General features: G+C 58.1%; 14 protein-coding genes. 11 read left to right on the top strand and 3 right to left on the bottom strand.

The window, feature by feature from the left end; genetic code table 11:
* The first annotated feature begins 45 nt into the window (after positions 1–45).
* Entirely contained in the window at positions 46–1,680 is a 1,635-nt protein-coding gene (locus AC2FH6_RS19540; protein ID WP_496704005.1) for a SulP family inorganic anion transporter, read from the top strand.
* Positions 1,681–1,711: 31 nt separating this feature from the next.
* Here AC2FH6_RS19540 and AC2FH6_RS19545 read toward each other — a convergent pair whose 3' ends face one another.
* Both AC2FH6_RS19545 and AC2FH6_RS19550 read right to left on the bottom strand, forming a co-directional pair.
* Positions 1,712–2,350, bottom strand: coding sequence for a CatB-related O-acetyltransferase (locus AC2FH6_RS19545; RefSeq protein WP_496704006.1), 639 nt, complete (start codon positions 2,348–2,350; stop codon positions 1,712–1,714).
* Positions 2,350–2,955 carry a flavin reductase family protein gene (locus AC2FH6_RS19550; protein WP_142638022.1) on the bottom strand — a complete coding sequence of 202 codons (606 nt, stop codon included), beginning with the start codon at positions 2,953–2,955 and terminating at the stop codon, positions 2,350–2,352. The genes AC2FH6_RS19545 and AC2FH6_RS19550 overlap by 1 nt, the downstream gene beginning before the upstream one ends.
* Positions 2,956–3,026: 71 nt before the next feature.
* On the opposite strand from AC2FH6_RS19550, the gene AC2FH6_RS19555 reads away from it, so the two are divergent.
* From AC2FH6_RS19555 to AC2FH6_RS19575, 5 genes are all read left to right on the top strand, one after another.
* Positions 3,027–3,521 carry a GNAT family N-acetyltransferase gene (locus AC2FH6_RS19555; protein WP_496704007.1) on the top strand — a complete coding sequence of 165 codons (495 nt, stop codon included), beginning with the start codon at positions 3,027–3,029 and terminating at the stop codon, positions 3,519–3,521.
* Between the two features lie 53 nt (positions 3,522–3,574).
* Positions 3,575–4,333, top strand: a complete 759-nt coding sequence (locus AC2FH6_RS19560; protein WP_496704008.1) for an EcsC family protein — start codon at positions 3,575–3,577, stop codon at positions 4,331–4,333.
* Between the two features lie 96 nt (positions 4,334–4,429).
* A complete protein-coding gene (locus AC2FH6_RS19565; protein WP_496703331.1) occupies positions 4,430–4,888 on the top strand; it encodes an NUDIX hydrolase in 459 nt (152 codons plus the stop codon).
* 70 nt (positions 4,889–4,958) lie between these two features.
* Entirely contained in the window at positions 4,959–5,414 is a 456-nt protein-coding gene (locus AC2FH6_RS19570; protein ID WP_271950473.1) for a DUF1178 family protein, read from the top strand.
* Positions 5,415–5,417: 3 nt separating this feature from the next.
* A complete protein-coding gene (locus AC2FH6_RS19575) occupies positions 5,418–6,056 on the top strand; it encodes an SDR family NAD(P)-dependent oxidoreductase (protein WP_281973265.1) in 639 nt (212 codons plus the stop codon).
* On the opposite strand, the gene AC2FH6_RS19580 is transcribed toward AC2FH6_RS19575, so the two are convergent.
* Positions 6,050–6,406: a hypothetical protein gene (locus AC2FH6_RS19580; RefSeq protein WP_142638033.1), complete on the bottom strand. Its 357-nt coding sequence runs from the start codon at positions 6,404–6,406 to the stop codon at positions 6,050–6,052. The two genes, AC2FH6_RS19575 and AC2FH6_RS19580, sit on opposite strands and share 7 nt — an antisense overlap.
* A 164-nt stretch (positions 6,407–6,570) precedes the next feature.
* Here AC2FH6_RS19580 and AC2FH6_RS19585 point away from each other — a divergent pair, with 164 nt between their 5' ends.
* From AC2FH6_RS19585 to AC2FH6_RS19605, 5 genes are all read left to right on the top strand, one after another.
* Positions 6,571–7,809 carry an aspartate kinase gene (locus AC2FH6_RS19585; RefSeq protein WP_496703335.1) on the top strand — a complete coding sequence of 413 codons (1,239 nt, stop codon included), beginning with the start codon at positions 6,571–6,573 and terminating at the stop codon, positions 7,807–7,809.
* A 46-nt stretch (positions 7,810–7,855) separates the two neighbouring features.
* Positions 7,856–10,099, top strand: a complete 2,244-nt coding sequence (gene ptsP, locus AC2FH6_RS19590; RefSeq protein WP_496703337.1) for a phosphoenolpyruvate--protein phosphotransferase — start codon at positions 7,856–7,858, stop codon at positions 10,097–10,099.
* A 138-nt stretch (positions 10,100–10,237) separates the two neighbouring features.
* Positions 10,238–11,683 carry a glucose-6-phosphate dehydrogenase gene (zwf, locus tag AC2FH6_RS19595; RefSeq protein WP_142638040.1) on the top strand — a complete coding sequence of 482 codons (1,446 nt, stop codon included), beginning with the start codon at positions 10,238–10,240 and terminating at the stop codon, positions 11,681–11,683.
* A 2-nt stretch (positions 11,684–11,685) separates the two neighbouring features.
* Positions 11,686–13,491: a phosphogluconate dehydratase gene (gene edd, locus AC2FH6_RS19600; RefSeq protein WP_496698031.1), complete on the top strand. Its 1,806-nt coding sequence runs from the start codon at positions 11,686–11,688 to the stop codon at positions 13,489–13,491.
* Between the two features lie 5 nt (positions 13,492–13,496).
* Positions 13,497–14,129, top strand: a complete 633-nt coding sequence (locus AC2FH6_RS19605) for a bifunctional 4-hydroxy-2-oxoglutarate aldolase/2-dehydro-3-deoxy-phosphogluconate aldolase (protein WP_496703341.1) — start codon at positions 13,497–13,499, stop codon at positions 14,127–14,129.
* Positions 14,130–14,168 lie beyond the last annotated feature (39 nt).

The raw sequence follows: 14,168 nt of genomic DNA on the forward strand, positions 1-14,168 counted from the left end.
AGAAGTCCCTTTTTCGCGCGAACCCATAAACCAACAGGACGCCCTATGCCCCGAGCTATGCTGGCAAGCTTTGCCAATCGTATCGCCAAACCTGATCTTCGTTGGGTTCCGGATGAGGGCCTGACCGTCTCGCGCCTTCGGATCGAGCTGCTGTCCGGCCTAACGGTTGCACTTGCTTTGGTCCCTGAGGCGGTGGCCTTTGCGTTTGTCGCGGGCGTGCATCCTTTGGTTGGTTTGTATGCTGCGTTCATGGTGGGGCTGATTACTGCACTGATCGGTGGGCGTCCGGGTATGATTTCGGGCGCAACCGGGGCCCTGGCCGTGGTGATGGTTGCCTTGGTGGCAGAACATGGGGTCGAATACCTCTTCGCTACAGTTGTTTTGATGGGAATACTGCAACTGATCGCAGGGGCGATGCACTGGGGGCGTTTTATCAGGCTGGTACCACATCCAGTGATGCTTGGGTTTGTGAACGGATTGGCCATCGTGATTTTTCTGGCCCAGATGGGCCAGTTCAAAGTTCCCGGCAGCATGGAAAACACGGGCCATGGCATGAGCGGTGGCGAATGGCTTTCCGGTATTCAGCTTTTTACTATGTTGGGTCTGGTCGGCCTGACTATGGCGGTGATCCTTATCGTGCCGCGCATTACACGCATTGTCCCGGCGCCTTTGGCAGGGATCATGGTCGTCGCAGCATTGGTGATTGGTTTTGGACTGGACGTCCCACGGGTGGGCGATCTTGCCTCGATCGAAGGTGGCTTGCCGCCGTTCCACATCCCGATGGTGCCGCTGAACTGGGAGACGTTTGAGATCATCCTGCCATACGCCGTCATATTGGCAGCGATCGGCCTGATTGAGTCGCTTCTGACGCTGAACCTTGTTGGCGAAATCACCGGCAAACGTGGTGGTGCCTCGCAAGAATGTATCGCCCAAGGGTTTGCCAATGTGGCCACTGGCTTTTTCGGAGGCATGGGCGGCTGTGCCATGATAGGTCAGTCCATGATCAACGTGAAATCAGGTGGGCGCACGCGCATTGCCGGTATCGCAGCGGCGCTGTTCCTGTTGGTATTCATCCTGTTCGCCTCCCCGCTGATTGAGCAGATTCCATTGGCCGCTTTGGTCGGGGTGATGTTCATGGTGGTGATCGGGACCTTCGCCTGGAACTCGTTCAAGATCATGCGCAAAGTGCCTTTGATGGACGCGTTTGTCATCGTGCTGGTGACTGTCGTGACCGTGATGGAGGACCTGGCGGTAGCGGTTGTTGTTGGTGTGATCGTCTCGGCCCTGGCTTATGCTTGGAACAACGCCAAGCGTATCCATGCAATCACCCGCGATTCACTGACGGAAAAAGGCGCAAAGGTCTACGAGATTCAAGGGCCGCTGTTCTTTGGTTCGTCCGAGGGATTTGTTGAGATATTCGACGTTTCAAACGACCCGGAAACCGTGATTGTCGATTTCGCCGAAAGCCGTGTGGTGGATCAGTCGGCATTGCAGGCCATCGAGAACATTGCTTCGAGATATGAAGCCGCAGGAAAGCGCGTCATGCTCCGCCACCTCAGCCGTGACTGTCACAAACTGCTGAACAAGGCAGGCCATTTGATGGTCGACAGCGACGATGACCCCGATTACGCGCTGGCGGTCGATTATTCTGTTCGCACCGGCATTCTGGGTGGGCACTGATTGTGAAAGGCGGCCAAATGGGCCGCCTTTTTTAGGGGGCTAAACGCTCCAGCATATCGACGTTTCCGGACAGCAGAGCACTTTCGGCTTCGGTAATCAGATCAGTTGGCCAATCCCACCACTTCAAAGCAAGCAGCCGGTCGATTGTACCGGCCTCAAACCGATACCGTCGTACCTCTGCAGGATTGCCTGTCACGATTGCATAAGGCGGTACTGTTCCGCGCACGACGGATCCTGCACCGATAATGGCGCCATCTCCGATTTTAGCGCCAGGCATGATCAAGGCACCGTATGCGATCCAAACGTCATTTCCGATCACGGTATCGCGCCTGTCAGGTTGATATTCCAACAGCTTTTCGGGATCGAAAACGGGAAAAGGATAGCATGTCGCCCCGCTCATGGCGTGATTGGCCGATGAAGTGATGAACCGGACCCCGTGGGCGATTTGACAGAATCTACCCAAGACAAGTTTTTCGCGGGAAAACGGGAACAGATAAGGGGCAAGGCGTTGCGCCCAATCCTCTGGTGCGTCGAAATCCGACGCATAGCTGTATTCACCGGCTTCTATTCTGGGGTGGTCGATAGCCTGAGACAGGAAAACCGTACCCGGGTGGTCCGAGCCGTCAGGCAATGTGATTGGGTATCGGCGCGATGCGTCAGGTAAATGCATTAGTCATCCGGTCTTGAAAGGCTGAACAGCTCGGACGCGACCGAATAATCCCGGTAGCCAAGCCGTGCCAGTGGTTTGAAAGACGTCACATCGAATTTGCCATCCCGCATATGGTCGTCGTGCAGATGCACTCCTGTCACTTCGCCGAACACAACCCGGTTCGCCTGTCCGGGCAGGGTCACGATCTGCGTGAGCTTGCATTCTAATGCGGCTGGGGCACCTTCGACACGGGCGCAGGGGATGGTCTCGCATTCGATTGCGGTAAGGCCGGCGTGTTTGAACTCGTCGACATGTTTGGGCAGCGCGGCTGAACTGGCGTTCATTGCATCGCGGTGGGCGTGGGCGACAACGTTCACGCAGAATACGCCTGTTGCCTCGATATTGGCGATACTGTCCTTTCCACCGTCCTGATCGGCCTTGGTTCCGGTCGAGGCAAACATGACCTGCGGGGGTGTGTAGGCCACACCATTAAAGAACGAATAGGGCGCCAGGTTGTTGGTCCCATCCGCGCCACGGGTTGATATCCAGCCGATCGGGCGCGGGGTGATAATGGCGTTGAACGGATTGTGTGGCAGGCCGTGGCCGTCTTCTGGGCGATAGAACATAAGGTCTCCAAGCGTTTGCCCAAGGCGTAACGAAGTGCTAGGGCGAATTCCAGCTAGGAAAAGAGGGCAGGGTGCAGCAATTCGTGATCAGGCCGGAGGAGCCGGACGATTGGTGGGAAGTCGAGGCTTTGTACGATTTGTGCTTTGCGCCCGGGCGCGAAGCGCTGTCTTCGTATCGCCTGCGCGATGATGTCCCGCCAATGTCAGGCTTGTCACAGGTGGTGCGGGACGGACAGGGTATCCTGGCCGGTGCAATAAGATTCTGGCCCGTGCATGTTGGCGATCAGGACGCGCTGCTTTTGGGCCCTGTGGCCGTCCACCCGACCCATCAAGGTGAAGGATTGGGTGGATTTTTGATCCACGAAGGATTGCGGGCCGGGCGAACCATTGGTTGGGACAGGGTCATGTTGGTCGGGGATGCACCCTATTATGCTCGGTTTGGATTCACCCGTCTGACCGGGGTCGAGATGCCCCCGCCAACCAACCCGGATCGGGTTCTGGGCGTGGACCTGATACCCGGCGGATGGGACGGAATAACTGGTCCGGTAACCCGCTGGAGCCGCTGAGCTATTGAAACCGCTGCGGTAAGTGCCGATGTTCTAGGGGCAGGAGGGTACTTATGCAGGACATGGTTCTTGTCGGAAAACTCAATGCCGAAGCGGAACTGGACCGTTTGGCCGGATACTACCAATCCGCCGGAGGGCCGGGCGTCAAGTTGTTGAACAGTGTCGGTGGCTCGGCAGAGTCGTTGCTAGAACAGCTGCCGCCATCTGTGCGCGAAGCCCTAACCGGGGCGACAGAAAAGGCGCTTTGGATTGCGATGAACGCGGCTGAAGGGTCGCGTAGGGCGGTGCCCGATCAGTTGCCATGGGTCAATACTGCCCTGACGACAGCCATGGGAGCTGCAGGCGGTATCGGTGGCGTTCCGACCGCATTGGTGGAGTTACCGGCAACCACGACCATGCTGCTGCGTTCAATTCAGGGCGCTGCGGCGCGCGAAGGGTTTGACCCTTCAGAGGTTGGTGTCAAATTCGACTGTGTCCGGGTATTGTCAGCCGCTGGTCCGATGTCTTTCGATGACGGCGCGGATCTGGGTTTCTTTTCGGCGCGTCTGACCCTGACAGGCCCAGCTTTGCAAAAGCTGATATCTGCCGTTGCCCCGAAACTGGCGGTGGTTTTGGGGCAAAAACTGGCTGCGCAATCCGTGCCTGTGTTGGGCGCCATTGCCGGTGGCGGGACGAATTACGTCTATACCCGCTATTACCAACAGATTGCCCGCGTCCACTTTGGCCTCAGGCGGCTGTCGGTAGATGCCGATATCCCGCATGAGGTTCTGGTCCGCAAACTTGAGGCGCGGATGCAAGGGATTGAAAAATAACACTTCATATGGCATTCTTCAGATGCGGGCCCGCTAAATAAGCGCAAAAGCGCATCGGGCGGGCATATACAACGTTCCCTGAAGAGGCAGCAGGACGTGATCGAGCAAAGGCAACTCAACCTGCATCAAGCGGGCACTGTACGAGTCGTACGGCAATCGGCGGCTCTGTGCTATCGTGTCCAAAGCGGCACGCCAGAGGTGTTGCTTATTACGACGCGTGGTTCCGGTCGCTGGATCATACCCAAGGGGAATTTGATTGATGGCCTTTCGCCCTCCGGTGCGGCCAGTCAAGAGGCCTGGGAAGAGGCTGGTGTGACCGGTACATGTACCCCAAATGCCTTTGGGCAGTTCCTGCACTACAAGCGGCGGCACAAGAAAGGATCAGCGGTTTATCTGGTCGATGTCTATCCGCTGGTGGTCAAATCCCTGGCCGCGCGATACCCTGAATGGCAAGAGCGCAAGCGCAGGTGGTTTTCGCTGGGACATGCCGCCTCTCGGGTTAATTCGCCCGATCTTGCATCATTGTTACGCAATGTAGAGCATTTGTATCACTGATGTCCCCCTCAGGGGCTTGCCATTGCAATAGTGGTTGGTATCTATTTGGCATCCGACATTTGGACAGAACATGATTCAATATGCGTTGAAATGTAATAGCGGTCACAGCTTTGACAGTTGGTTTCAATCAGCCGCCGCTTACGACAAACTTGCCGCCGCGGGCATGGTGACATGCGCTGTGTGCGGTGATCCGCAAGTTGAAAAAGCAATCATGACCCCGCGTGTCCGCCCCGGACGTACGGTCGAATCTCGTACCACGGTCCCGGCATCTCGGGATGAGGTCGTCAACATGGCAACGCCAAGCGTTGATGTCGAGAAAGCCCTTTCCGAGCTGCGGCGCAAAGTCGAGGACAACTCGGATTACGTTGGCAAGGATTTTGCCAAAGAGGCCCGTAAGATTCATTTGGGCGACGCGCCGGAACGTGCGATCTATGGCGAGGCCAAGCCAGAAGAAGCCAGGGCATTGATCGATGACGGCGTACCTGTTGCGCCGCTGCCTTTCGTACCTTCGCGCAAGACGAACTAGCCGATGCATGTTGTTATCACCGGTGCTGGGCGGGGGATCGGAAAGGTTCTGGCGGACAGGTATCGTGCGCAAGGATGCGACGTAACGGGCACGGCTCGGGATGGCAGCGCGGAGGTGGCGCTGGATGTAACAGACCCGAAACAACATAAAGCGATGGCGGAAAAACTGGCAATGCGCCCTGTTGATCTGCTGGTCTGCAATGCCGGTGTATATCTGGATAAATCCCAAACCATCGATGGCTACCCCGCCGAAATGTGGGCGCAGAGTTTCGCTGCCAATGTGACGGGGGTCTTTCTGACAGTTCAGGCCTTGTTGCCCAATCTGCGCGCGGCACAGGGCAAGATTGCGATTTTATCCTCGCAGATGGCCTCGCACACGCGGGCACCTGGTGGCAGCTATATCTACCGCTCGTCCAAGGCGGCGGTTCTAAACCTGGGGCGCAATCTGGCTGTGGACCTGCGCGGCGACGGCATTTCAGTAGGCATTTACCACCCCGGCTGGGTTCAGACGGATATGGGTGGGACCGGGGCTGATATCACGGTTGATAAGGCTGTTCAGGGCCTGATCAACCGTTTCGATACTCTGTCACTTGAAAGTACCGGGTGCTTTGAAACCTATGAAGGCCAGTCGCACCCTTACTGACGGGCAAGAGCGACTTTAGGGATCTCATATACCTCACCGGGATCAACGAAAATCACCATAACATCGCCTCGGTTTTCATAGGTGATCTTAGCTGCCGAATTTGTTGAATCCGGGATGCCATCGGTGAAATAGATGTTGCGGACTTCGCCATTTCCCATCGCAACCGCAAGCGTAGAGCTGCCGTCGTCACGGCGCCGCATTTCGGCGTTGCAAGTGCGCATCGCCTCGCCTGGGCTGGTCGCACAGGGCACCTTCCCCAAGGCGTTTTGACCGTCGGTGCCGGTCAGCGAGGCGACTTGCGCCGCCGCAGGTGTGGAAAATAGGGCAAGGACAAGGGCAAGACGGTGCATTGAATACCTCGTAGTGAATTTGATGCGTCAGGCTTACACCGTCATACGCGGTTGTAAAGCGATGCTAGGCCCTGACTGATGCGGTATTGCACTCTTGCTCTTGCGGCCCCCCTCGCATAAGACGCACGGGATCTGAATTCCAAGGCGCGGAGACATCAGCCCCCATGCCCGTACTCGTGATGAAATTCGGCGGCACATCCGTCGCAAATCTGGACCGTATCCGCCGTGCTGCAAAGCGCATCGGCGTTGAGGTGGCCAAGGGTTATGACGTGATCGTCATCGTCTCGGCCATGTCGGGCAAGACCAACGAGCTGGTGGGCTGGGTCAACGAAACCTCGCCACTGTTTGATGCGCGCGAATATGACGCCGTGGTGTCTTCGGGGGAAAACGTCACCGCCGGCCTTATGGCGCTGACATTGCAAGAGATGGACATACCAGCCCGCAGTTGGCAGGGCTGGCAGGTGCCGTTGCTGACCACCAGCGCCCACAGCCAGGCCCGGATCGAGGATATCCCGACCGACAACCTGAACCAGAAATTCGGCGAGGGTATGAAAGTGGCCGTTGTGGCGGGTTTCCAGGGTCTCAGCCCCGAAGGCCGTATCACGACACTGGGCCGTGGCGGGTCGGATACCACTGCCGTGGCCTTTGCTGCTGCATTCGGGGCCGAGCGCTGCGACATCTATACCGATGTAGACGGCGTTTACACGACCGACCCGCGCATCTGCCAAAAAGCGCGTAAGCTGGATCGGATCTCATTCGAAGAAATGCTGGAACTGGCCTCGCTTGGGGCTAAGGTGCTGCAAACCCGCTCGGTTGAGCTGGCGATGCGATATAAAGTGAAATTGCGCGTTCTCTCAAGTTTTGAAGAACAATCCGACGAGGCCGGTACGCTGGTCTGCGACGAGGAGGATATCATGGAATCCAATGTTGTGGCCGGTGTGGCCTATTCTCGTGACGAGGCCAAGATGACCGTCGTTTCCGTGGCGGACCGCCCCGGTATCGCCTCGATCATCTTCACGGCGCTTAGCGACGCGGGCGTGAATGTGGATATGATCGTTCAGAACATCTCGGACGAAGGGCGCACGGATATGACCTTTTCCTGCCCCACGGATCAGGTGACGCGCGCCGAAAAGGCGCTGTTGGCTGTGAAAGACCGAGGAGAGCTGAACTATGCCGACCTGGTCGCAGATAATGATGTCTGCAAGGTTTCTGTGGTCGGGATTGGAATGCGTTCGCAATCGGGTGTTGCGGCAAAAATGTTCAAGATACTCTCGGATGAGGGTATCAACATCAAGGTCATTACAACCTCTGAGATAAAAATTTCCGTCTTGGTGGACAGGAAATACATGGAACTTGCGGTTCAGGCACTGCATGATGCCTTTGAATTGGACAAGGCGGCCTGAGCAATTCAGCCAAGGGTCACGCCTGAAACCTTAGACTGGTTGGGCTATGGCAGACGGCACTGAAACAGAATCCCGTAAGCTGCTGGTGCGGCTGCGTGAAGAGATGGCGAGCGAAGCTGCCGGTCAGGAACGTCTTGACCGGATCACTCACCTGATCGCAGACAGTATCCGGGCCGAGGTCTGCTCGATCTATCTGTTCCGCGACGAAGAAACCCTGGAACTTTGTGCGACCGAAGGCCTGTCGCCCGAGGCTGTTCATAAGACCCGTATGCGCATGGGCGAAGGACTGGTGGGGCGCGTCGCGAAATCCGGCAAAATCGTGAATACGCCCGATGCGCCGTCAGCCAAGGGCTTTCGCTATATGCCGGAAACGGGTGAGGAGCGTTTCTCGTCTTTTCTGGGTGTGCCGATTCAGCGGCTGGGTGAAAAGCTTGGCGTTCTGGTTGTTCAGTCCCGCAACGCGCGCGAATATTCTGCGGATGAAGTTTATGCGCTGGAAGTGGTTGCAATGGTTCTGGCCGAAATGGCTGAACTGGGAGCATTCGTTGGCGAGGGCGCGGCCCTGTCGCCACGCCACCAGCAACCGGTTCAGTTTACAGGCGGCCCTGCACAAGAGGGCTCGGCCGAAGGCCATGTCTGGCTGCACGAACCGCGCGTTGTTGTTACCAACCCGATTGCCGATGACCCGCACCGCGAACAGGAGCGTCTGACCGAGGCGGTCGAAGAATTGCGCGTCGGTGTCGACAAGATGCTCGAGATATCCAAGAACGGCGACAAGGAACAGCTTCAGGTTCTGGAAGCCTATCGCATGTTCGCCAACTCCAAGGGCTGGATGCGCCGAATGGAAGAGGACATTGCACTTGGGCTTAGCGCCGAAGCTGCGGTGGAAAAGGAACAATCCCAGGCGCGCGCGCGCATGAGCCAAGTCTCCGACCCCTATCTGCGCGAGCGATTGGCGGATTTGGACGATCTCAGCAACCGTCTGCTGCGCATTTTGACCGGGCAAGGGCAGACAAACAGTGCCGACCTGCCACCGGACCCAATCCTGGTTGCCCGGAATATCGGTCCAGGTGACCTGCTGGAATATGGCCGGTCTTTGAAAGGCATCGTGCTCGAAGAGGGCTCGGTCGGAAGCCATGCCACCATTGTTGCCCGTGCTTTGGCCATACCACTGGTGGTCCATGTTGGACGCATTACGACCGAGGCTCTGAACGGAGACCATATTCTGGTTGATGGCGATCAGGGCACTGTGCAGCTCAGACCAGAAGATACCGTGGTCAGCGCGTTCCGTGATAAGGTCGCGATGCAGGCCAAGGCGCAGGAACGCTATGCCTCGATCCGCGAAACGCCAACGGTGACGCGGGATGGAGAGCGGATCAATCTGGTGATGAACGCGGGTCTGATGGCGGACCTGCCTTCGCTGAACAATTCCGGTGCCGAAGGCGTGGGCCTGTTTCGTACCGAGCTCCAGTTCCTGATCCGCAATAAGATGCCCAAGCGTTCCGAGCTTGTGACGCAATATCAGCGGGTTCTGGATGCGGCCGATAAAAAGCGCGTGGTATTTCGCACGCTGGATATCGGGTCCGACAAAGTTCTGCCCTACATGAAACATATCGAGGAGCCGAACCCGGCCTTAGGCTGGCGCGCAATTCGGGTTGGCCTGGATAAGCGCGGCGTGATGCGGATGCAGCTGCAGGCTCTGATCCGGGCCGCCAATGGTCGTCCGTTGACGGTCATGTTCCCATTCGTGGCACAAGCGGAAGAGTATTATGAAGCGCGATGGGAAGTGAATAAGACCATCGACCGCGAGAAACGTCTGGGCCATGCCCTGCCTGAAAGTATTGAAGTCGGAGCGATGTTGGAAACACCCTCACTCGCTTTTGCACCGCAGAAGTTTTTTGACGAAGTCGATTTCATTTCGATTGGTGGCAATGATCTGAAACAGTTCTTCTTTGCTGCCGACCGTGAAAACGAGTTGGTCCGCCGCCGCTATGACTCGCTGAATGTCAGTTTCCTGACTTTTATCGAACGGATCGTAGAACGCTGCAACATCTCGGATACGCCGCTCAGCTTCTGCGGTGAAGACGCAGGACGCCCGGTCGAGGCGCTGTGTCTGGCCGCGATGGGAATCCGGACGTTGTCGATGCGCCCGGCATCGATTGGGCCGGTCAAAAGCGTATTGTTGCGGGCAGATCTGCAAGCAGTGCGCAAGATCATATCGGACGCTCGTCATCGCGGAGAGCAATCCGTGCGACCGGCTGTGATGGAATGGTTGCGCAGCCAGGGGTAGTGCGTCAAATCCACCCTTGCTTTCTTTTCTCGCTTTGCCTAAGGAAATAGTGAATGTTAGCGATAACATTTTCTATTCACCGGCGCTGTCAGCTTTAAGTGCTATTGTGGTTCAGCAGAGGATTGAAGGAGCCCGACGATGGTTTCACGCGTAATTCCCGTTAACCCGTTCGATCTGGTGCTGTTTGGCGCGACCGGTGATCTGGCGCAGCGAAAAATCCTGCCGGGTTTGTGTCATCGTTTCGAAGTCGGCCAGATGCCAGACGAAGCCCGGATTATCGGGTCTGCCCGATCCGCCATTGATAGCGACGCGTTTCGGGATCAGATACGCGCCTCGATGAAAGAGTTCGCGCCGGAATTCAAAAAAGACGTTCTGGACCGCTTTCTGTCACGCGTGGAATATGTACAGGTTGATGCCTTGGGTGATGCGGGCTGGGACAATCTGGCCAAGTCATTGCGCCCAGACGTTGTGCGAGCGTTTTACCTTTCTGTCGGCCCAAGCTTGTTCTCGGGCATTGCGAAACGGCTGAACGATCACGATCTTGCAACGCCTGACAGTCGTATCGTTGTGGAAAAGCCGTTTGGTCATGATCTGGCCTCGGCCAAGGCGCTGAACGAAGGGCTGCGCGCCTGTTTCGAAGAACATCAGATCTATAGGATCGACCACTATTTGGGCAAAGAGACCGTGCAGAACCTGATGGCCCTGCGCTTTGCCAATTCCCTGTTCGAGCCGTTGTGGAACGCAACACATGTCGACCACGTCCAGATCACCGTGGCTGAAACCGTCGGCGTCGAGGGGCGTGGGGCCTATTACGATCAGTCGGGTGCAATGCGGGATATGATCCAGAACCACTTGGTACAGCTGCTGTGCCTGACAGCGATGGAGCCGCCGTCCAAGTTCTCTCCCAACGCGGTTCGCGATGAAAAGGTCAAAGTGATCGAGGCGCTTGAGCCGGTGATGCCTGCGGATATCGCCCGCGGTCAATACCGCACGGGCGAGGGCGGTGACGGGTATCTGGACCATGTCGGCAACCCTGCAAGCCGGACAGAAAGCTATATTGCGCTAAAGGTTCATTTGGGTAACTGGCGTTGGGCTGGGGTGCCTTTTTATCTGCGCACCGGAAAACGTTTGCGTGCGCGCGAGTCGGAAATCGCCGTCTACTTCAAGGATCCTCCACACACTATCTTCCCCAATGTAGGGCCATTGCATGGAAATGTGCTGGTGATCCGTCTGCAACCGGACGAAGGGATCACCCTGCGCACCACCATCAAAGATCCCGGTCCGGGCGGATTCCGGCTGTCGGATGTGTCGCTGGATATGAGTTTTGCCGAGGCGCTGGGCGCAGATGCGCGGGCTCAGGACGCTTATGAACGGCTGGTGATGGATGTGATCCGCGGTGACCAGACCCTGTTCATGCGTGGCGACGAGGCCGAAGCCGCCTGGGCTTGGGTTGACCCTATTATTCAGGGTTGGGAAAACCGGGGCGACCGGCCATCGAAATATGATCAGGGCAGTTCCGGGCCCGAAGAAGCTCTGATGCTGATGCATCGCGACGGGCGCCGCTGGCGTCAGATCGGAGGTTAGACATGGTTAACTCAGTTATCACCGACGTCACGCAACGGATTATAGCGCGCAGCGCCGATTTGCGTGGCCCGCATCTCGAGCGGATGGAACAGGCTCGGTCCAAAGGCCCGGCGCGGGCGCATCTGTCCTGCAGCGGTCAGGCCCACGCTTATGCCGGCGCAGGCGATGACCAACAATCGATGGCCACTGGCACGGCGGGCAATCTGGGCATAGTCACCGCCTATAACGACATGCTGTCAGCCCATCAGCCGTTCGAGCGCTATCCCGGCCTGATCCGCGATGCGATCCGCACCGCAGGTGGAACCGCGCAAGTGGCAGGTGGCGTACCGGCAATGTGTGACGGCGTCACGCAGGGCGAGGCGGGGATGGAACTGTCGCTGTTCTCGCGCGATGTGATCGCATTGGCTACAGGCGTGGCGCTGAGCCACAACACTTATGACGCTGCCGTGTTTCTGGGGGTCTGCGACAAGATCGTGCCCGGCCTTGTGATCGGCGCGCAGGCGTTCGGCCATCTGCCAGCTGTATTCCTGCCCGCAGGCCCGATGACCAGCGGTTTGCCAAATGACGAAAAGGCCAAGATCCGCCAGAAATTCGCCGCCGGAGAGATCAACCGCGCCGAGCTCATGGCCGCCGAGATGGCCGCCTATCATGGCCCCGGCACCTGCACCTTTTATGGCACCGCCAATACCAACCAGATGCTGATGGAGTTCATGGGCCTGCACCTTCCGGGATCCAGCTTTGTCAATCCAAACACACCGCTGCGCGATGCGCTGACAGAAGAAGGTGCGCGCCGTGCTCTGTCGCTCAGTGCGCTGGGCAACAACTATGCGCCGGTCTGCCAGATACTTGACGAACGTGCCTTTGTGAACGGCATCGTCGGTCTGATGGCCACTGGCGGGTCGACAAACCTGCTGATCCACCTGATCGCGATGGCGCGCGCGGGCGGTATCGTGCTGGATTGGCAGGATTTTTCCGAAATCTCCGCCGTGGTGCCTTTGGTTGCGAGGGTCTACCCCAACGGACTGGCCGATGTGAACCATTTCCACGCCGCGGGCGGGCTGGGCTATTGCATTGGCACGCTGCTCGAAGACGGGTTGCTGCACCCCGACACGCTGACCGTCGCGGGGCAGGGGCTGCACAATTATACCAAAGAACCCAAGCTGAAAGACGGCGATCTGACCTGGGAGGACGGCGCAGGCCAAAGCCTGAATGACAAGATATTGCGCCCCGCCAAAGACCCGTTCCAACCTACAGGAGGTCTCTCGCGGCTCAGCGGCAATCTGGGTACCGGAGTGATGAAGGTTTCGGCGGTTGCCCCCGAGCATCAGGTGGTCGAGGCCCCGGTACGGGTGTTTCAAACTCAGGATGCGGTCAAGGCGGCGTTCAAAGCCGGAGAGTTCACGGATGACGTCATCGTCGTTGTGCGCTTTCAGGGACCCAAGGCGAATGGCATGCCCGAATTGCATTCATTGACGCCGATGCTGTCGATCCTTCAGGGCCGGGGGCAAAAGGTGGCGCTGGTGACCGATGGCCGTATGTCCGGTGCATCTGGCAAGGTTCCTGCTGCCATTCATATCTGCCCCGAGGCTCTGGATGGCGGCGCGATCGCCTATTTGCAGGATGGCGACATTCTGCGCGTGGACGCCGTAAACGGCGCGCTCGAAATTCTCACCCCAGGTGTGCTAGATCGCACTCCGGCCACGGCTGACCTTTCTGCCAACCAACATGGTGTCGGGCGCGATCTGTTCGGCGCGTTTCGCAACGCTGTCGGCACCGCGGATACCGGCGCCAGCATCTTCGGAGTGTAAGACCTATGTCCAAGACACAACGCACCCGTGAAATCTGTGCCCTTGCCCCGATTGTCCCGGTTCTTGTAATTGACGACGCCGCCAGCGCACGACCTCTGGCCGAAGCTCTGGTCGCGGGCGGTCTTCCTGCGCTCGAAGTCACCTTGCGCACCCCGGCAGCGCTCGATGCGATCCGGGCGATGGCGCAGGTTCCCGGTGGCGTCGTCGGGGCGGGTACATTGATCACGCCTGATGACGTGCGCGCCGCGAAAGAGGCTGGCGCGCAGTTTGGCGTCTCGCCCGGTGCCACTGACGCCCTGATCGCCGCATGCGATGCCCAAGACCTGCCTCTGCTGCCCGGCGCCGCAACCGCCACCGAGGCGATGGCCCTGCTGGAAAAAGGCTATGACATGCTGAAATTCTTCCCGGCCGAGGCCTCGGGCGGGGCGCCTGCGCTCAAGGCTATCGGCGCGCCCTTGCCGCAAATCACCTTCTGCCCAACGGGCGGTGTATCGCCTTCAAATGCCCGAGATTACCTGTCTCTGTCCAACGTGATCTGTGCAGGCGGCAGCTGGGTTGCACCCAAACAGATGGTCGCAGAAGGCAACTGGTCCGGGATCGAAACGCTTGCCCGGGATGCCGCCAAGCTGATGGATTGACGCCGAAATTGGCCACGTTAGGGTAGGGCCAATTCAAAC

The organism is Ruegeria sp. CDSC045 (genome assembly GCF_059610725.1).

Bases quoted from the DNA above. Each gene is read 5' to 3' on its own strand.
- AC2FH6_RS19540 (WP_496704005.1), top strand. From the start codon at position 46: ATGCCCCGAGCTATGCTGGCAAGCTTTGCCAATCGTATCGCCAAACCT.
- AC2FH6_RS19545 (WP_496704006.1), bottom strand. From the start codon at position 2,350: ATGCATTTACCTGACGCATCGCGCCGATACCCAATCACATTGCCTGAC.
- AC2FH6_RS19550 (WP_142638022.1), bottom strand. From the start codon at position 2,955: ATGTTCTATCGCCCAGAAGACGGCCACGGCCTGCCACACAATCCGTTC.
- AC2FH6_RS19560 (WP_496704008.1), top strand. From the start codon at position 3,575: ATGCAGGACATGGTTCTTGTCGGAAAACTCAATGCCGAAGCGGAACTG.
- AC2FH6_RS19570 (WP_271950473.1), top strand. From the start codon at position 4,959: ATGATTCAATATGCGTTGAAATGTAATAGCGGTCACAGCTTTGACAGT.
- AC2FH6_RS19575 (WP_281973265.1), top strand. From the start codon at position 5,418: ATGCATGTTGTTATCACCGGTGCTGGGCGGGGGATCGGAAAGGTTCTG.
- AC2FH6_RS19580 (WP_142638033.1), bottom strand. From the start codon at position 6,406: ATGCACCGTCTTGCCCTTGTCCTTGCCCTATTTTCCACACCTGCGGCG.
- AC2FH6_RS19585 (WP_496703335.1), top strand. From the start codon at position 6,571: ATGCCCGTACTCGTGATGAAATTCGGCGGCACATCCGTCGCAAATCTG.
- ptsP (WP_496703337.1), top strand. From the start codon at position 7,856: ATGGCAGACGGCACTGAAACAGAATCCCGTAAGCTGCTGGTGCGGCTG.
- zwf (WP_142638040.1), top strand. From the start codon at position 10,238: ATGGTTTCACGCGTAATTCCCGTTAACCCGTTCGATCTGGTGCTGTTT.
- edd (WP_496698031.1), top strand. From the start codon at position 11,686: ATGGTTAACTCAGTTATCACCGACGTCACGCAACGGATTATAGCGCGC.
- AC2FH6_RS19605 (WP_496703341.1), top strand. From the start codon at position 13,497: ATGTCCAAGACACAACGCACCCGTGAAATCTGTGCCCTTGCCCCGATT.